The organism is Sphaerimonospora cavernae (assembly GCF_042435035.1).
GTDB lineage: Bacteria > Actinomycetota > Actinomycetes > Streptosporangiales > Streptosporangiaceae > Sphaerimonospora > Sphaerimonospora cavernae.
In genome coordinates, this window is record NZ_JBHMQT010000044.1 from 267,802 (window position 1) to 285,280 (window position 17,479).

Below are 17,479 nucleotides of genomic sequence, written 5' to 3' on the forward strand. Positions count from 1 at the left end.
CGCAGCGTCGGCTATGAGGCGCGTCTGTGCTGATATTCGCCGACCGCAGCCATGATCACACTGATAGGTACCACGGCGTCCTCTCGAGCCAGAGCCGCCTCCACCCATTCACGGATGAGCGCCGTGGGCTTGACCCCGCGATCCTGCGCTCGCTCCCGTACCTGATCCATAACCGCCTTCGGCAGCCGCAGTGAAGTGACGATCATCACCTCGTCGGCAGGCGCCGGTTCACGTGGAGTGGCCTGGTCCAGCTCCGCTGTCGTGTCGTGTTCGTCGTAGTAGGCGGCCAGTTCGTCGATCTTGTCTCGTGTCATGGTCCTCACCTCGCCTTCTGGATGAACGGTCGCTTCTTGCTTGCAGTCATGTCCCGTGTGGTGGCTATGTACCAGGCATCCGGTTCGACGGTGCTGTCCACCGCGACGATCAGCACGTATCGCCCTGCATCAGTCGTACCGTAGATCAAAGTGCTCTCGTCGCGACCCGGAGCCTCGAACCGAGGCCGGGTGAACAGCGCTTGCTCTACTTCCTTCGGCGTGATGCCATGCCGGGCGATGTGGTCTTCAGATCGCTCGGTCCAGTGGATTTCCCGGTACCCCACCCCAGGCACTGTACTACATTCGAATTACGATTTGTGGTGTGCGGTCGGAGCGTACGAGATCAGGCGGTCACGACGAGGTGGAAGGCCTCGGCGTAGGTGCCCTCGGGGAGACCGGCCTCCGACGCGTTCGCCGCGAGCCAGCCCTTCACCATGCCCTCCAGGTCGGCCATGTGCGCGGTCTGGCTCTCATGCGCCCGCAGTGCGGCGATCTTCCGGTCGACGGTCGCGGTGACGTCCACGAAGTGGTCCGGGGTCATCGTGCCGGACAGCCACACCTCGCGTACGGTCCAGGCCTCCAGGCCCTCGTCGGTCAGCAGTTCCGAGAAGGCGTACGGGTTGCGGGCGTCGGGGTAGACAGCGTCGAGGGTGGCGCCGCCGACGGCCCGGTGATCGGGGTGGCTCGGGCCGAGCCGGACGTAGTTGCGTTCGGGTGTGGACGTGATGACGAGGTCGGGACGCACCTGCCGGATCACCCGGGTGATGTCGCGCCGCAGGCCCAGGGTCTGCTCGACCGTCCCGTCCCGGTAGCCGAGGAAGCGGAGATCGGTGACGCCGACGCACTTGGCCGCGGTGGTCTGCTCGGCGCGGCGGAGGGCGGCCATGCCGCCGTTGTCGAGGTCCCGGTCGAACCCGCCCGCGTCGCCATCGGTGACCAGGCAGTACACGACCTCCTTTCCGGCGTCGGTGAGCTTGGCGATCGTCCCCGCGCCACCGAAATCGATGTCGTCGGGGTGCGCCATGACCACGAGCACCCGGTTGAGCTCGGCTTCGTCCAGCATCTGCGGCCTCCTCGTCCTCGCCACCCACCTTAAAGGGGAAGCAAAGCGATCGGGTGGAACGGTCCGGCACCGGATGTCGGTGGACCGCCATACCCTTGTCACGTGTCCACCCGAGCCGACGCCACCGCCCACCCCTTGCTCGACGGCCTCAACCAGCAGCAGCGCGAGGCCGTCCTCCACCGGGGCAGTCCCCTGCTGATCGTCGCCGGAGCCGGATCCGGCAAGACGCGGGTGCTCACCCATCGCATCGCGCACCTGCTGGCCGAGCGTGACGTCCATCCGGGGGAGATCCTCGCGATCACCTTCACGAACAAGGCGGCCCGGGAGATGAAGGACCGGGTCGAGCGGCTGGTGGGGCCGCGCTCCGGGGCCATGTGGGTGATGACCTTCCACAGCGCCTGCGTGCGCATCCTGCGGCGCGAGGCCAAGCGGCTGGGGTTCACCTCCAGCTTCTCGATCTACGATCAGGCCGACTCCCAGCGGCTCATGGCGATGGTCTGCCGCGAGCTCGATCTCGATCCCAAGCGCTATCCGCCGCGTTCGTTCTCCGCGCAGGTCAGCAACTTCAAGAACGAGCTGATCGACTATGAGACGGCGGGCGAGCGCGCCGGGACGCATCTGGAGCGCACGCTGGCCGAGGCGTACCGGACCTACCAGCGGCGGCTGACCGAGGCCGGCGCGATGGACTTCGACGACCTGATCATGCTGACGGTCACCCTGTTCCAGCTCTTCCCGGAGGTGGCCGAGCACTACCGGCGGCGGTTCCGGCACGTGCTGGTCGACGAGTACCAGGACACGAACCACGCGCAGTACGTGCTGGTCCGCGAGCTGGTGGGGCGGCCGGAGCTCAGGACCGCCGACGGGGACCTGGTCCGGGAGGGCGCCGGCGTCGACCCGGCGGAGCTGGTGGTGGTCGGCGACGCCGACCAGTCGATCTACGCCTTCCGCGGGGCGACGATCCGCAACATCCTGGAGTTCGAACGGGACTATCCGGCCGCGCGGGCGATCCTGCTGGAGCAGAACTACCGGTCCACGCAGACGATCCTCAACGCGGCCAACGCGGTGATCGCCCGCAACGAGGGCCGCAAGCCCAAGAGTCTGTGGTCGGACCAGGGCGCCGGACCGAAGATCATCGGGTATGTGGCGGACAACGAGCACGACGAGGCCATGTTCGTCGCCCAGGAGGTCGACCGGCTCACCGATGAGCACGGGATCACGCCCGGCCAGGTCGCGATCTTCTACCGGACGAACGCCGCCTCCCGCGTGTTCGAGGAGATCTTCATTCGCACCGGCCTGCCGTACAAGGTTGTCGGCGGAGTGCGGTTCTACGAGCGCAAGGAGGTCAAGGACCTGCTCGCCTATCTGCGGGTCCTGGCCAACCCGAACGACACGGTGTCGCTGCGGCGCATTCTCAACGTGCCCAAGCGCGGTATCGGCGAGCGGGCCGAGGCGATGATCGAGGCGTTCGCGAACCGGGAGCGGATCAGTTTCTGGGAGGGATTGCTCCGGGTGGGCGAGGCGCCTGGCATGGCCACCCGGTCGATCAACGCGATCAAGGAGTTCACGGCGCTGCTCGATCACTTGCGGAGCAGGGAGCTGCCGCCGGCGGAGCTCGCCGAGGAGGTGCTGAACGCCACCGGCTATCGGGCCGAGCTGGAGGGCTCACGGGATCCGCAGGACGAGAGCCGCCTGGAGAACCTCAACGAGCTGATCTCGGTGGCTGCCGAGTTCGGGGAGGCGAATGAGAACGGCACGCTGGTCGACTTCCTGGAGCAGGTCGCGCTCGTCGCCGACGCCGACCAGCTGTCTGGAGGGCCTGGGGGGGTCGTCCCCCCGAGCGACCGCGGTCCCGACGGGGACGACCACGGTGGCGTCGTCACGCTGATGACCCTGCACACCGCCAAGGGCCTGGAGTTTCCCGTGGTGTTCCTCACCGGGATGGAAGACGGGGTCTTCCCGCACATGCGCTCGATGGGCGACGTGAAGGAGCTGGAAGAGGAACGTCGCCTGGCCTACGTGGGCATCACCCGGGCCGAGCGTCGGCTCTACCTGTCCCGGGCCGCCGTCCGGTCCTCGTGGGGTTCGCCCTCGTTCAACCCGGCTTCGCGGTTCCTGGCGGAGGTTCCCGGCGATCTCGTCGAGTGGCGTACGGATCCGGCCAAGGATGCCAGGTCGGCCGCCACGTCCCGGGACAGCGCGGGTTTCCGAACGGACGCCCGTTCGTCCCGTACGGCTGCCGCCCCGGCGAGAAAGGGAGCGGGCAGTGTGCCGAACCTGGCGCCGGGGGACCGGGTCACACATGACGCCTTCGGCCTGGGCACGGTGATCAGCGTCGACGGCATGGGCCCCCGGGCTCAGGCGAAGATCGACTTCGGTGGCGTAGGCGAGAAGACGCTGCTCCTCGCCTACGCCCCGATCGAAAAACTCTAGGACTAGTTAATGGTCACGGAGGGGATGGAGGTGTCCTCCGTGTCGAGGTCGAGGTCGGTGATGCTGGCGACGTCCTTGGCCGCGGGGGCCTTGATGGAGACCGTTCGGCCCCAGCCGGTGAAGACCGTGTCCGTGGTCAGCTTCGAGCCCGACAGGCCGCTCGCGGACCCGCTGTGGGAGCTGACGACCCGGGTCACGACCCCCTTCGCGTTGGTGAACAGCTTCCAGGTCACCTTTGTCTTGGACTGGGCGGCTTTGGGCTTCTGGTCGAACAGCGTGCCGCGGAACCACTTCGACACCTTCCACAGCTCGCCGAACGTGGTGGTGCCGGTGTAGCCCCCGGAGACCTTCTTGCCATGCGCGAGCAGCGTCTTCAGGGTCTCGGGCTCGGTGACGCCGATGACCTGGCCCATGGTGCCGACCGCGCCGGACTGGGGGCCACCCGGGATCCTGAGCCAGGTCTTGTCCGCGGGCAGGAACGAACCGAAGAATCCGCCCTTGAAGTAGGCCGTGGTGCCGACGCGGATGGTCTGCTCCGGCGCGAAGAAGTCCCTGATCTCCTCGGACAGGTCCTCACGCTGGCTGGCTGTGAGGTTGAACTTGGTGGAGATGTCCGAGGCGGCGACGCCGCGCTTGCCGAACAGGAACTTGCCGGTGCGGCGGACCATGACGGTCGAGTAGTCGCCGTCGCCGAGCGTGGTCCGCTCGGAGAAGGCCACGCCGTGGCCGGTGACGAACTGCTTCTTGAGCGCGCTCACCGGGTCGGCGGCGGGTGCCTGGGCATGCGCGGGTGTGGCCAGCGCGGGGGCCACCGCACCGATGGCAGCCGTGCATGCCAAAGTGGCGATTAATCGCCTCATGAGTGATTCCTCCCGTAATGCACCCCGTCTGTTGGGGTGATCGTGACATCATGCCGAGTAATGATCACGGTAAAGTCACAAAAGTCGGCATTTATTGTGGATTTTTCGTGTGAGTGGAGACGCCAAGTCGCGTTATCGGTCCGCGCGCTTGAATGGCTTCCCCTTTGAAGGAAGCCGGCGGCGTGACGTGGGGCCTCGGTAGAGGAGGGCGACGGGCGTCTCGCGAACGCCGTACGGAACATGCCGTCGGCCCGGGGCCTGGTGAACGGGCCTGGTGAACGGGCCTGGTGAACGGGCCGGGGTGCTCATCCCGCTCGGCTCGGCCGATTCACCGGGCACGACCGGAATCGGAATGTCCGCCGATGGCGTGAACGGCGCGAGGGGCGGGAATCAGCCTGCGGGCAGCGGCAGTGAATGGGCGGGGGGTCACCATGGCGGGCAGAATCCGGGTCGTCGTCGCCAAGCCCGGACTCGACGGGCACGATCGGGGCGTGAAGGTCGTGGCGAGGGCGCTGCGCGACGCCGGCATGGAGGTCATCTACACCGGGCTGCACCAGACGCCGGAGCAGATCGTGTGGACGGCGATCCAGGAGGACGCGGCGGCCATCGGGCTGTCGATTCTGTCCGGGGCCCACATGACGCTCTTCGCCCGGGTGTTTGAACTCCTCCGGGAGCAGGACGCCGAGGACATCGTGGTGTTCGGCGGTGGGATCATTCCAGAGGCCGACATTCCCGAACTGCGACGGTTGGGGGTCGCCAGGATCTTCACTCCCGGCGCCTCGACACAGGAGATCGTCGAGTGGGTCCGCGCCACGGTGCCCGCGACCGTCTAGGCCCAGCAACACGACAAGCCCTGACATGTCACAACATCGTGCAGATCAGCGGCCAGGTTTTACGCGGACCCGATGACGAGGTCACCTTCATACGGGGGCTAGGCTTCATTGGCGGAAAATGCCGGGCGGAACGACGGTGCCCGGCGATCGACGTCAAAGGGGACGGACCCTCGTGGACCTGTTCGAACATCAGGCGAAGGAGCTCTTCGCTGAATACGGCATCCCGGTGCCGCGCGGAATCGTCGCGCACACCGCGGAGGAGGCGCGTGCGGCCGCCGGGCAACTGACCGGCCGGGTTGTGGTCAAGGCACAGGTCAAGACCGGCGGACGCGGCAAGGCCGGCGGTGTGAAGGTGGCCGACGACGTGGCCGACGCGCATGCGAAGGCGACGCAGATCCTCGGGATGGACATCAAGGGCCACACGGTCCACAAGGTCCTGATCGAGGAGGCCAGCCAGATCGCGGAGGAGTACTACTTCTCCTTCCTGCTCGACCGGGCCAACCGCACGTTCCTCGCCATCTGCTCGGCGTCCGGCGGAATGGACATCGAAGAGGTGGCGCACACCGCGCCCGAGAAGGTCGCCAAGGTGCCGGTCAGCCCGCTCGCCGGCGTGGACCGGGCCAGCGCCCGCGAGATCGCCCAGGCCGGCGGCCTGCCCGAGAAGGCGCTGGACGGCGCCGCCGAGCTCATCGAGAAGCTCTGGGCCGTGTTCGTCGACGAGGACGCCTCGCTCGTCGAGGTCAACCCGATGATCCTGTCGGCCGACGGCCAGGTGAAGGCCCTCGACGGCAAGGTCACCCTCGACGACAACGCGACCTTCCGCCAGGCGGAGCACGTGCAGTACGTCGACAAGGCGGCCGAGGACCCGCTCGAGGCGCGGGCCAAGGAGAAGCACCTCAACTACGTCAAGCTCGACGGCACGGTCGGCATCATCGGCAACGGCGCCGGCCTGGTCATGTCGACCCTCGACGTGGTCGCCTACGCGGGCGAGGCGTTCCCGGGCCGGCCGAAGCCGGCCAACTTCCTCGACATCGGCGGCGGCGCCTCGGCCGAGGTGATGGCGAACGGTCTGGAGATCATCCTCTCGGACCCGTCGGTGAAGTCGGTCTTCGTCAACGTCTTCGGCGGCATCACCGCTTGCGACGCGGTCGCCAACGGCATCGTGGCGGCCTTCACGCTGCTGGAGAGCCGGGGCGAGGCGGTGACGCATCCGCTGGTCGTCCGGCTGGACGGCAACAACGCCGACCTCGGGCGGCAGATCCTGGCCGACGCCGCGCTGCCGCGCGTCGAGCTGGTCGACACGATGGACGAAGCGGCCAAGCGTGCCGCCGAGCTTGCCACGGTAGGTGCGTAATGGCCATCTGGCTCACAGAGAACAGCAAGATCATTGTTCAGGGCATGACGGGTTCGGAGGGCACCAAGCACACCCGCCGCATGCTCGCCGCCGGCGCCAGGGTCGTCGGAGGCGTGAACGCCCGCAAGGCCGGCATCGTGCACGAGGGCCTGCCCGTCTTCGGCACGGTCAAGGAGGCCGCGGAGCAGACCGGTGCCGACGTGTCCGTCGTCTTCGTGCCTCCGGCCGCCACCAAGGCCGCCGTCAAGGAGGCCATCGACGCCGAGATCCCGCTCTGCGTGGTCATCACCGAGGGCGTGCCGGTCCACGACACGACCGAGTTCTGGGCCTACGCGGTGGAAAAGGGCGGAAAGACCCGCATCATCGGGCCCAACTGCCCCGGCATCGCCTCGCCCGGCGCGTCCAACGCCGGCATCATCCCGGCCGACATCACCACGCCCGGCCGCATCGGCCTGGTCTCGAAGTCAGGCACGCTGACCTACCAGCTCATGTACGAGCTGCGGGACATCGGTTTCTCCACCTGCGTCGGCATCGGCGGCGACCCCGTCATCGGCACCACGCACATCGATGCTCTGCAGGCGTTTCAGGATGACCCGGACACCGACGCGATCGTGATGATCGGTGAGATCGGCGGCGACGCCGAGGAGCGGGCCGCGGCCTACATCGAGGAGCACGTGACCAAGCCGGTCGTCGCCTACGTCGCCGGGTTCACCGCTCCCGAGGGCAAGACCATGGGGCACGCCGGTGCGATCGTGTCCGGCTCGGCCGGCACCGCCCAGGCCAAGAAGGAGGCGCTGGAGAAGGTCGGCGTCCGCGTCGGCCGCACCCCCAGCGAGACCGCCCGCCTCATGCGCGAGGTCATGCGGTCCCGCTGACCCACGGTTGCCGCAGCCGGGCGGCGTGGCTCCGAGGATTCGCGGGTCTCTGCTGGGATCATGGGGTAGCGTGACGGCCCTTTTCGACCAGCTTCGGACTGCCCCCCGTGCCGTCCTCAGCCGCCTCGGGGACGACGAGGAAACCCGTCGCCCGCTGCCCGTCTCCGGCATGCTGGCCGCGGTCTGGACACTCGGCGTCGGCCTGGCCGTACTGACCACGCTCACGCTCATCGGCTGGATGGCCGCGCCGCGCGGGGCCTTCGGCGAGGGCCTGCCCGGAGTGTTCCGTACTGCCTGCCAGCTCTGGCTCGCCGCGCACCACGCGGGGTTCGCCATCCCCGGCGGCGGCCGGATCGGACTGCTGCCGCTCGGACTGATGATCCTGCCCGGTGCGCTGCTCTATCGCGCCGGCCTGTGGATGGCCCGGGACGCCGACCTGCGGCTGCGCATGCCCGCCCGGCTCCCGAAGGGCACTCCCCGGGACGTCGAGAACGCCCGCCGGCGCGCGCAGCTCGTGCTCGTGGCGCAGGCGGGCATCTCGCTGGCCGCGCCGTACGCCCTGTTGGCGGGCGTCATTGCCCTGGTCGCACGCAACGAGGTGACCCAGCCGTTCCTGGGGGAGGCACTCGTCAGCCATTTCGTGCTGGCCTTCCTCACCGGATCCGTCGCCACCGCGCGCACGATAGGCCCGTGGCGGTCGATGCTGCGCCTGCTGCCCGAGCGGGCCCGCTCGCTCGTGGCCGGTACGGCTGCCGCGCTGACATTGCAGCTCGCCGCCGCCGCTGTGCTGGTGCTCGCCGCCATCGTGGTGAACTTCGGGGAGATCCGCGACCGCTCCGACATGCTCAGCCCGGGGTTCGTCGGCGGCCTGCTGCTACTGCTCCTCGAGGGCCTCTACCTGTTCAACGCCGTGATCTGGGGCTTGTCCTACATCGCAGGGCCGGGGTTCGCGATCGGGACGGGGACGCTGGTCGCGCCCACCGGCGTGAAGCTGAGCGCCGTTCCCACGCTGCCGATGCTCGGGGCGCTGCCCGCGCCCGGTACGACGCCCGCCTGGGTGATGGCTGTCATCGCGGCGCCGTTCGCCGCCGGCGCGGTCGCGGGCGTCGTCATGGCCCGCATCGCGCCGACGCCGTCGATCGAGGCCGCGCCGCTGTGGGGTTTCGTCTGCGGCCTGTCGACGGGCATGATGGCGGGCGCGCTCGCGGCGCTGTCGGGTGGCCCGCTGGGCGGAGCCCGGCTGTCGGTCATCGGGCCCTCGCCCTGGGAGGTGGCGCTGTCGGTCACGCTGGAGGTCGGCGTCGCGGCAGGAATCTCCGCCGGGCTCGCCAACTGGTGGCTGATCTCACGTCGCCCGGCCGTCGCGCCGGAGCCGGTACGGAAGGCGGGGGCGGCGATCACCAAGGCGGCCCGTCGCGTCCGGCCGCACGACCGGAACGCGCGTGTCCTTCCCGGGCACTGGATGGACGCCACCGAGGCGGACACCCAGCCGATACCCGTGATCAAGGATGACTGGCCCGACGAGCACGCGGCCGCGGCGGCGGAGACGTTCGGCGGCCGCGAGGACTCCGCCCGACAGCACGACAGGCAGCATGACAGGCGGGACGACAGGAAGGACATCGTGGACGAGTCCGACGACCGCGGCGGCCACGTGATCTACATGGACCCCTACGCCTGGGACCGCGAATAGGAGGGGTGGGGAAAGTCAGGCGGGAGTGTGGAAAGTCAGGCGGGGGTGGGGAAGTTGGGAGGAAGGGTGACGCCGAGCTTCTTCTCCAGTGACCGAATGAGCTGGTCGGAGCAGTGCTGCTGGGCCTCGACCGTTCCCGCGCCCTTGCGGCACTCCGTGTAGGCCGCGAGCTCGGCCGAGAAGTAGAACTGGAATGCTGTCGTCATCAGGCCCAGCACGAACGCGACGGACGAGATCACGATCGCGCCGGTCGCCACGCCGATCCGCTGCTTCGCGGCCTGAAGCGCACGCAGGTCGCGGATCGCGAGGATGATGCCGAAGATGGACAGCGCCAGCCCGGCGGCGGGCAGCATCACCGTGAAGATCAGCGCCATGATCGCCAGGGCGAGCGCCCTTCGGCCGCCGGTCTCGGGGGCCGACATCTGGAGGGGTGCTGTCACGTTCTCTTCGCCTCGCCTCGCGTTGCTCGGGGGTGGACCGTCGTAGATCGTGGTGGTCGGCGCCCGATACGCTTTTCGTGCGGGGGTCATCCCGTTCGCCGTTCGGGGACGGCCGGCCCACCGACCGTCTTCCAAGGAACCATCTCATGATGGTCACCTGCAAAACGAAGCCCGCTCACGAAGGAGTTCCGCCCTGTCCTTCCGGCTCGTGGTCCTCGTCTCGGGTTCTGGGACCAATCTACAAGCCCTGCTGGACGCCACGGCCAGTGACGCCTTCGGCGCACGCGTGGTCGCCGTCGGAGCCGACCGCCATGGCATCGAGGGTCTCACCCGGGCTGAGCGTGCGGGCGTCCCGACTTTCGTCGAGCAAGTGAGCGATCACGCGGACCGGGATGAATGGGACGAGAATCTCGCCGTGCGGATCGCGGAGCACAAGCCGGATCTGGTGGTCTCCGCCGGGTTCATGAAGATCCTCGGCCCGCGCGTGCTGGCGGCGTTTCCCGTGGTCAACACCCATCCCGCGCTGCTGCCCGCGTTCCCGGGCGCGCACGCGGTCCGAGACGCCCTCGCCTACGGCGTCCGCCTCACCGGATGCACAGTCCACCTCGTCGACACCGGCGTGGACACCGGGCCGGTGATCGCCCAGGAGGCGGTGGCCGTACGGGAGGGTGACGACGAGGAGACCCTGCACGAGCGGATCAAGACCGTCGAGCGGCGGCTGCTCGTCGAGGTCGTCGGCCGGATGGCCCGGGACGGCTGGACCGTGACCGGTCGAACCGTACGCATCGGCCGTACGGGCGAGCCCGGCGGCGCGGGCCGTACGGGCCGGGAGGAGAGCTTCCAGCAATGCCAGGAACCAGGAGGAACGAAGTGACCCGCATCGCCATCCGGCGCGCGCTGATCGCGGTATACGACAAGACCGGGCTGGAGGATCTGGCCCGGGGGCTCGACGCCGCGGGCGTGGAACTCGTCTCGACCGGTGGCACGGCCGCCGCGATCGCGTCCTTCGGCATCCCGGTGACGAAGGTGGAGTCGCTCACCGGTTTCCCCGAGTGCCTGGACGGGCGGGTCAAGACCCTGCATCCCCGGGTGCACGCCGGTCTGCTGGCCGACGGGGCGAACGCTTCGCACGTCAAGCAACTGGAGGAGCTCGAGATCGAGCCGTTCCAGCTCGCGGTGGTCAACCTGTACCCGTTCGCGGAGACGGTCGCTTCGGGCGCGTCGGACGCCGAGTGCGTCGAGCAGATCGACATCGGCGGCCCGGCGATGATCCGCGCGGCGGCGAAGAACCACGGTACGGTCGCCGTCGTCGTCGATCCCTCGTCCTACGGCGCGGCGCTGGCGGCGGTGGCCGAGGGCGGGTTCACGCTGACCGAGCGACGGCGGCTCGCCGCGGCCGCCTACGCGCACACGGCCTCCTACGACGTCGCGGTGGCCTCGTGGTTCGCCGACGTATACGCCCCGGACGGTGTCGACGAGTGGCCGGCGTTCATGGGTGCGGCCTGGCGACGCAGGGCGGTCCTTCGCTATGGCGAGAACCCCCACCAGGGCGCCGCGCTCTACTCCGGGCAGGAGGACGGCCTGGCCGGCGCCGAGCAGCTGCACGGCAAGGAGATGTCCTACAACAACTACGTGGACGCCGACGCCGCGTGGCGGGCGGCCTGGGACTTCGACCAGCCGTGCGTGGCGATCATCAAGCACGCCAACCCCTGCGGCATCGCGGTGGGCGCCGACGTGGCCGAGGCCCACCGCAAGGCACACGAGTGCGACCCCGTGTCGGCGTACGGCGGCGTCATCGCGGTCAACCGCGAGGTCACCCGGGAGCTCGCCGAGCAGATCGCGCCGATCTTCACCGAGGTGGTCGTCGCGCCGTCGTTCGCCGCGGACGCGCTGGAGGTGCTGCGCGGGAAGAAGAACATCCGGCTGCTCGCCTGCCCGACCGGCCCGCGCAACCCGGCGGAGTTCCGCCGCATCGACGGCGGGCTGCTCGTGCAGACGGCCGACCGCGTGGACGCGCCGGGCGACGACCCCGCCGCCTGGGAGCTCAAGACGGGTGAGCCGGCCTCGCCCGAGGTTCTGACTGACCTGGTGTTCGCGTGGCGGGCCTGCCGGTCGGTGAAGTCGAACGCCATCCTGCTGGCGTCCGGCGGCGCCACCGTGGGGGTCGGCATGGGCCAGGTGAACCGGGTCGACTCGGCACGCCTCGCGGTCTCGCGTGCGGGGGAGCGGGCGGCCGGCTCCGTCGGGGCCTCCGACGCGTTCTTTCCCTTCCCCGACGGCCTCCAGGTGCTGACCGAGGCCGGGGTGAAGGCGATCGTCGAGCCCGGCGGCTCGATCCGGGACGACGAGGTGATCGCGGCGGCCGCAGAGGCGGGCATCACGCTCTACTTCACCGGCACCCGCCACTTCTTCCACTGATTCGCCTGCGTTTCCGTTCGGTACGGCTCCCGGCGCCGGGGGCCGTACCGTGTTTTCTGGGGTAAATGGGATAAATGGTTCAAGGAGTCGGATACTCTTGGGCGCGGTTTCCCACTCCTTCCTCTCCCGGAGCTCTTCCATGCCTTTGCTCGACGTCGTGGCGAACTCTCTGATCCTGATGAACGAGCTGGGGAGCAGCCCGGTCGCCCTGGTCCTCGTCGCGATCGCCGCGGCCTACTTCGGCTGGCGGATCGTGGAGTTCATCCCCTTCACCCGCCGCATCATCGAGAGGCGCGAACAGCGCTGACTGAGAGGTGGGGCGCTGACTGAGAGGTGGGGCGGACTGACGGCCGTGGGAGGATGGCGGCATGAGCGCGAGGATTCTGGACGGCAAGGCGACGGCAGCGAAGATCAAGGCCGATCTCGCGGGTCGGGTCAAGGCGCTGGCGGCCCGGGGCATCAACCCCGGCCTCGGCACGATCCTGGTCGGAGAGGACCCGGGCAGCCAGATCTACGTGGCCGGAAAGCACCGTGACTGCGCCGAGGTCGGCATCGCCTCCATCCGCAAGGATCTGCCGGCTGACGCGAGCCAGGCGGACGTGACGGCCGCGGTCGACGAACTCAACGCCGACCCGGCGTGCACCGGCTACATCATCCAGCTCCCGCTGCCCCGCCACCTGGACACCCAGGCGCTCATCGAGCGGATGGACCCCGCCAAGGACGCCGACGGCCTGCACCCGGTCAACCTCGGCCGCCTCGTGCACATGGTCGACGCGCCGCTGCCGTGCACGCCGCGCGGCATCGTGGTGCTCCTGCAGGAGTACGGCGTGTCGATCAAGGGCGCCGAGGTCGTGGTGATCGGCCGGGGCATCACGGTGGGTCGCCCGCTGGGGCTGCTGCTCACCCGGCGTGCCGAGAACGCGACGGTGACGCTGTGCCACACCGGGACGCAGGACCTGGCATCCCACGTGCGCAAGGCCGACATCGTCGTGGCGGCCGCCGGCGTGCCCGGCCTGGTGACGGCGGAGATGGTCAAGCCCGGTGCGGCCGTGCTCGACGTGGGAGTCTCCCGGGTCGAAGGGAAGCTCGCCGGCGACGTGGCGCCGGACGTCCTCGATGTGGCGGGATTCGTCGCGCCGAACCCGGGCGGGGTCGGGCCCATGACGCGGGCCATGCTGCTCGCCAACGTGGTCGAGGCTGCCGAGCGGTCCTGACCCCCCGCCCCCCGGCCGCCCTCCTCGGGCCTTACGGACCGTCAGGCGCTGTCGGGGGAGTGCAGTCGCTGTGCGAGCCAGGGCAGGGCCTGGGGGAGTTCGCGGTTCCAGGTGGCGAAGTTGTGACCGCCGCTCGGCAGGATCAGCGACGAGGCCTGCATCGGGGGTTTCGCCGCGGCGAGGAACTTCTCCGTCGGCTTGTAGTCGGCCTCTCCCCGGCGGCTGCTCGTCACCAGTACCGAGATCGGCGGGGCGGGCAGATGGGCGAGCCGCCACATCAGGTCGCTCTCCTCGCGCAATCGCCGGCTGCCGCCGAACAGGTCGCCTGTGGTGACGTCGATCAGGGTGTGGTAGTAGCCGGAGAGCGAAACCACCGCCGAGAACGCGTCGGGATGGCGCATGCCCAGCTTCAGCGCGCAGTAGCCGCCCGTGGAGCTACCCAGGATGCCCCAGTTCGCGGCCTCGGTACCGACCCGGAAGGTGCCGGCCATGGCCTCCGGCAGGTCCTCGGCGAAATAGGTCTCCACCTGCGGCCCGCCGGGCACGTCAGCGCATTCGGTGTCCCGCGGGGGAGCAACCGTGGGGCGCATGAGCACCACCACGGCGGGGCTGACCTCATGGGCGAGGATCGCCTTGGCCATCCGGCCGGGAATGTTCATCCTGGTGATCAGGTTCCTGGCGTCACCCGGGTAGCCGGTGAGCGCGACGATCACCGGGAACCGGGAGTTCACGTGTTTCTTCTCGAAGTACTGCGGCGGCAGGTAGACGTACGCGGGTGAGCTCAGCCCCGACCGCGCCCCGGAGATGACGACCTGTTCGAGGCGCCCTACGGCGCGGCCCGCCCTGGCCTTGGGGACCAGGACCGGCCTGTCGCCGAGCACGCGGATCAGCCCGGCCTGTCCGGCGACCACTCCGCTGTCCGCCGCGATGATGGGCGCCGTGGACTGATCCGTACCGAACAGGTCGGCCCATGAGCCGTAGAACCCGAAGTAGGAGTTGACCACCAGGCCGATCGCGATGAGCGTGAGGGCCTGATCGCCGATCAGTAAACCGATCCGGCCCGCCACCGCCCGCCTGTTCCGCCTGCTCAGGTTCGGCCACAGCCACACCGTCGCGGCCAGGCTCGTGATCGCCAAGACCGCGAACAGCAGCTGAATCGCCGTGCCCGTGAGTTCCACGTCCGCCTCCCCCGCGGCCCTGTGTCAGTCGGCGTAGCCCAAGGTACTCCTCACAGGTAAGGCCAAGGTCAAGGAGCGTAGGGGGCGGACGAGCGCGGTTTCGCGGGGCTATCGTTTCCACCCGTGAGCGCTCGGACAGCAATTCTGCGCGGAGTGGTCTCCCGCCCCTGGATCCCAGCAGCCGCGGGTTACGCGGCCCTGGTGATCGGAGTTCTGGACATCGTCAAAGGCGTCGCCCCGCATTTCCGGGCGAGCAGGATCAGCGAGATCGCGAGCGTCCTGCCGGGAAGCGTCACCACTCTCGCCCAGGCGGCCACGCTGCTGGTGGGCATCCTGCTGATCATGTTGGCGCACGCCCTGCGCCGCCGGAAGGTGCGGGCGTGGCGAGCGGTCGTGGTGCTCCTGCCGCTCGGCGCCGCCATCGAGGCGCTGCGCTGGCGCCATCCGATCGCCGCGACCGTCAGCCTGGTGCTGTGCGTGGTGCTGCTGCTCAACCGGCGTGAGTTCTACGCTCTCTCGGATCCCCGATCACGCTGGCGGGCGCTGTGGAACGTTCTCGCGCTCGGGGCCTTCGACGTCACCATCGGATGGATCCTCGTCGCCACGCACACCAGGAGCGTGATCGGCCGGCCCACGACGAGCGACCAGCTCCAGCATGTGATCCTCGGACTGTTCGGCCTGGAGGGGCCCGTCGGCTTCTACTCGGACCGCACGGCCGACCTGGTGTACTTCTCACTGGCCGGGCTCGGCGCGCTCACCGCCGTCTCGACCATCTACCTGGCTCTGCGGCCCGAGCGACCGGCCGCCGCGCTCAGCGCCGACGACGAGGCCCGGGTCCGCACGCTGCTCGACAGGTACGGCACGCAGGACTCGCTGGGCTACTTCGCGCTGAGACGGGACAAGAGCGTGATCTTCTCGCCGAGCGGCAAGGCCGCCATCGCCTACCGCGTCGTCGCGGGTGTGATGCTCGCCGGCGGCGACCCGATCGGCGATGTCGAGGCATGGCCCGGGGCGATCAAGCGGTTCCTGGAGGAGGCCGGGCGGCACGCCTGGGTGCCCGCCGTGATCGGCTGCAGCGAGGCCGCCGGCAACGTCTGGACTCGCGAGGGCGACCTGGACGCCCTGGAACTGGGCGACGAGGCGATCGTCGAGGTGGCCGACTTCACCCTGGAGGGCCGGGCGATGCGCAACGTCCGCCAGATGGTCAACCGGGTCGAGCGTCTCGGCTACGACTGCCGGGTGCGGCGGGTGGGGGATCTCACCGAGGAGGAGCGGGACCGGATCAGGCGGGCCGCCGACTTCTGGCGCGGCACCGAGGTCGAGCGGGGCTTCTCAATGGCTCTGGGGCGCTTCGGCGATCCCGCTGACGGCGACTGCATCGTGGCCACCGCGCACAAGGAGACCGAGGAGGGCACGCCCGGCGGCGACATCCGCGCGGTCCTGCACTTCGTCCCCTGGGGGGGGCGACGGAATCTCCCTCGATCTGATGCGCCGCGACCGTCTGGCCGACCCGGGGCTCAACGAACTGCTGATCGTGAAGGCGCTGCAGGCGGCTCCCGATCTCGGGGTGACCAGGGTCTCGCTGAACTTCGCCATGTTCCGATCAGCGCTGGCCCGAGGCGAACGCCTCGGCGCGGGGCCGGTCCTGCGCGCCTGGCGTGGCATCCTCGTGCTCCTGTCCCGATGGCTCCAGATCGAGTCGCTGTACAAGTTCAACGCCAAGTTCCGCCCCATCTGGGAGCCGAGATTCCTGGTTTATCCGACGGCTCGGGACCTGCCCCGGATCGGCGTCTCCGCGCTCCAGGCGGAGGCGTTCCTGACGCTGGGCCTGCCGAGACCGCCGTTCGCGTGGGGAAGGAGCGGCATGATGCCCGGAAAGCCGGGCAGGTCGGGATAGTCGGCGAGCGCATGCTCGGCCGCCAGCGCGTCGGGCGAGGTCGGTGCGGAACACCCCGGCGCCGACCATGCGAGCCGGAATCGACACGGGCGACGAACTTTTTTCCGCGATTTCCGGCACGCCTGTCCGGTGGCGCCGAAATGCCTGGTCAGGAAGCGCGGCGGCCGGCAGCGGCTCGGTGGTGCTCGGGGTCGACCGGTGCGGTGGGCCGTTGCGGCGGCACGACGGGAGTGGGCCGCACCAGGCCCAGGGCGACGACCTCGTTGGCCAGCCGGGTCCGCCGGTTGCTTCCCTCGGGAATGCGGAACTTCTGGTAAAGCCTCAGCAGGTGTTGCTTGACGGCCGCCTCCGTCACGACGAGGTCGTCCGCGATCTCCTTGGCCGTCGCCGGCGCCACGAAGGCCTCGTCCGACAGGGCCGGTCGGCACAGCGACGTGAGCACGTCGACCTCGCGGCGGGTCAGTTCGGGTGCGGCGGCACGCCGCAGTTCGACCTCGGGGGCGAGATCCTCACGGGGGATCCCGCCGACGCGGGCACGGGCGGCGCCGAATGAGACGACGTCGCCGTCATCGAGGACCCTCCGGGCGATCGGCCTGCCGTTCACACGCGTGCCGTTGCGGGACAGGCCCAGGTCAACGACGTACAAGTAGGTCCCGCGACGGACGAATTCGGCGTGCAGCCGTGACACGCTCGGATCCGCCAGCCGGATGTCCACGCCTCGGCCACGACCGATCGTGGTGACGTCGGGGCGTAGCGGCATGATGTCGCCGCTGTCCTCGATCCGAATGAACGGCCCCTCCACGGCAGTTCCTCCCCAGGTAGCCCGCCGTTACTTTCGCTACACGTCCGGCTTACCCACCCGTGGCGATGGGGAATCTCCTTTACGAGAAGCAGAATCTTTCTTGTCGCTGGT

At 69.3% G+C, this 17,479-nt stretch carries 17 protein-coding genes and 1 pseudogene; 11 read left to right on the forward strand and 7 right to left on the reverse strand.

Features of this window, described 5'->3' with window-relative positions:
* Positions 1–11: 11 nt before the first annotated feature.
* Genes ACFHYQ_RS21295 through ACFHYQ_RS21305 form a run of 3 tightly spaced genes read right to left on the reverse strand, consistent with a single transcriptional unit; the run spans position 12 to position 1,377 of the window.
* Complete coding sequence (locus ACFHYQ_RS21295) at positions 12–314, reverse strand: CopG family antitoxin (protein ID WP_394302887.1); 303 nt, start codon at positions 312–314, stop codon at positions 12–14.
* Positions 315–319: 5 nt separating this feature from the next.
* Positions 320–598 carry a hypothetical protein gene (locus ACFHYQ_RS21300; protein WP_394302888.1) on the reverse strand — a complete coding sequence of 93 codons (279 nt, stop codon included), beginning with the start codon at positions 596–598 and terminating at the stop codon, positions 320–322.
* 59 nt (positions 599–657) lie between these two features.
* The gene (locus tag ACFHYQ_RS21305) at positions 658–1,377 is read right to left on the reverse strand and encodes a PIG-L deacetylase family protein (RefSeq protein WP_394302889.1); all 720 of its coding nucleotides are present in this window, start codon (positions 1,375–1,377) and stop codon (positions 658–660) included.
* Positions 1,378–1,512: 135 nt separating this feature from the next.
* Here ACFHYQ_RS21305 and pcrA point away from each other — a divergent pair, with 135 nt between their 5' ends.
* Positions 1,513–3,807, forward strand: coding sequence for a DNA helicase PcrA (gene pcrA / locus ACFHYQ_RS21310; protein ID WP_394303026.1), 2,295 nt, complete (start codon positions 1,513–1,515; stop codon positions 3,805–3,807).
* Positions 3,808–3,809: 2 nt separating this feature from the next.
* Here pcrA and ACFHYQ_RS21315 read toward each other — a convergent pair whose 3' ends face one another.
* Complete coding sequence (locus tag ACFHYQ_RS21315) at positions 3,810–4,667, reverse strand: hypothetical protein (protein WP_394302890.1); 858 nt, start codon at positions 4,665–4,667, stop codon at positions 3,810–3,812.
* Between the two features lie 431 nt (positions 4,668–5,098).
* On the opposite strand from ACFHYQ_RS21315, the gene icmB reads away from it, so the two are divergent.
* The 4 genes from icmB to ACFHYQ_RS21335 all read left to right on the forward strand — a co-directional run bounded on the left by icmB (position 5,099) and on the right by ACFHYQ_RS21335 (position 9,419).
* Positions 5,099–5,500 carry a coenzyme B12-dependent isobutyryl CoA mutase small subunit gene (gene icmB, locus ACFHYQ_RS21320; RefSeq protein WP_394302891.1) on the forward strand — a complete coding sequence of 134 codons (402 nt, stop codon included), beginning with the start codon at positions 5,099–5,101 and terminating at the stop codon, positions 5,498–5,500.
* A 172-nt stretch (positions 5,501–5,672) separates the two neighbouring features.
* Positions 5,673–6,854 (forward strand): ADP-forming succinate--CoA ligase subunit beta, encoded by a 1,182-nt coding sequence (gene sucC, locus ACFHYQ_RS21325; protein ID WP_394302892.1) that lies wholly within the window; start codon positions 5,673–5,675, stop codon positions 6,852–6,854.
* The gene (gene sucD, locus ACFHYQ_RS21330; protein WP_394302893.1) at positions 6,854–7,729 is read left to right on the forward strand and encodes a succinate--CoA ligase subunit alpha; all 876 of its coding nucleotides are present in this window, start codon (positions 6,854–6,856) and stop codon (positions 7,727–7,729) included. Before sucC ends, sucD begins: the two co-directional genes overlap by 1 nt.
* A 70-nt stretch (positions 7,730–7,799) precedes the next feature.
* Positions 7,800–9,419: a cell division protein PerM gene (locus tag ACFHYQ_RS21335; protein WP_394302894.1), complete on the forward strand. Its 1,620-nt coding sequence runs from the start codon at positions 7,800–7,802 to the stop codon at positions 9,417–9,419.
* Between the two features lie 35 nt (positions 9,420–9,454).
* On the opposite strand, the gene ACFHYQ_RS21340 is transcribed toward ACFHYQ_RS21335, so the two are convergent.
* A complete protein-coding gene (locus tag ACFHYQ_RS21340; RefSeq protein ID WP_394302895.1) occupies positions 9,455–9,859 on the reverse strand; it encodes a hypothetical protein in 405 nt (134 codons plus the stop codon).
* Positions 9,860–10,052: 193 nt separating this feature from the next.
* On the opposite strand from ACFHYQ_RS21340, the gene purN reads away from it, so the two are divergent.
* From purN to ACFHYQ_RS21360, 4 genes are all read left to right on the forward strand, one after another.
* Positions 10,053–10,733, forward strand: coding sequence for a phosphoribosylglycinamide formyltransferase (gene purN / locus ACFHYQ_RS21345; RefSeq protein ID WP_394303027.1), 681 nt, complete (start codon positions 10,053–10,055; stop codon positions 10,731–10,733).
* Positions 10,730–12,277, forward strand: coding sequence for a bifunctional phosphoribosylaminoimidazolecarboxamide formyltransferase/IMP cyclohydrolase (gene purH, locus ACFHYQ_RS21350; RefSeq protein ID WP_394302896.1), 1,548 nt, complete (start codon positions 10,730–10,732; stop codon positions 12,275–12,277). The genes purN and purH overlap by 4 nt, the downstream gene beginning before the upstream one ends.
* A gap of 139 nt (positions 12,278–12,416) precedes the next feature.
* Positions 12,417–12,584, forward strand: coding sequence for a hypothetical protein (locus ACFHYQ_RS21355; RefSeq protein WP_394302897.1), 168 nt, complete (start codon positions 12,417–12,419; stop codon positions 12,582–12,584).
* A 61-nt stretch (positions 12,585–12,645) separates the two neighbouring features.
* On the forward strand, positions 12,646–13,491 hold the full coding sequence (locus tag ACFHYQ_RS21360) for a bifunctional methylenetetrahydrofolate dehydrogenase/methenyltetrahydrofolate cyclohydrolase (protein WP_394302898.1): 846 nt from the start codon (positions 12,646–12,648) through the stop codon (positions 13,489–13,491).
* A 41-nt stretch (positions 13,492–13,532) separates the two neighbouring features.
* Here the strand turns inward: ACFHYQ_RS21360 and ACFHYQ_RS21365 are convergent, their stop codons facing one another.
* Entirely contained in the window at positions 13,533–14,669 is a 1,137-nt protein-coding gene (locus ACFHYQ_RS21365) for an alpha/beta hydrolase (RefSeq protein ID WP_394302899.1), read from the reverse strand.
* A gap of 153 nt (positions 14,670–14,822) precedes the next feature.
* Between ACFHYQ_RS21365 and ACFHYQ_RS21370 the strand changes: the two are divergent.
* Together ACFHYQ_RS21370 and ACFHYQ_RS21375 are read left to right on the forward strand one after the other, a co-directional pair.
* Positions 14,823–16,112 (forward strand): annotated as a pseudogene (locus ACFHYQ_RS21370) (phosphatidylglycerol lysyltransferase domain-containing protein); the annotation flags it as partial.
* Positions 16,113–16,155: 43 nt separating this feature from the next.
* Positions 16,156–16,566: a phosphatidylglycerol lysyltransferase domain-containing protein gene (locus ACFHYQ_RS21375; protein WP_394303028.1), complete on the forward strand. Its 411-nt coding sequence runs from the start codon at positions 16,156–16,158 to the stop codon at positions 16,564–16,566.
* A gap of 148 nt (positions 16,567–16,714) precedes the next feature.
* Here the strand turns inward: ACFHYQ_RS21375 and ACFHYQ_RS21380 are convergent, their stop codons facing one another.
* The gene (locus ACFHYQ_RS21380) at positions 16,715–17,368 is read right to left on the reverse strand and encodes an FHA domain-containing protein (protein WP_394302900.1); all 654 of its coding nucleotides are present in this window, start codon (positions 17,366–17,368) and stop codon (positions 16,715–16,717) included.
* Positions 17,369–17,479 lie beyond the last annotated feature (111 nt).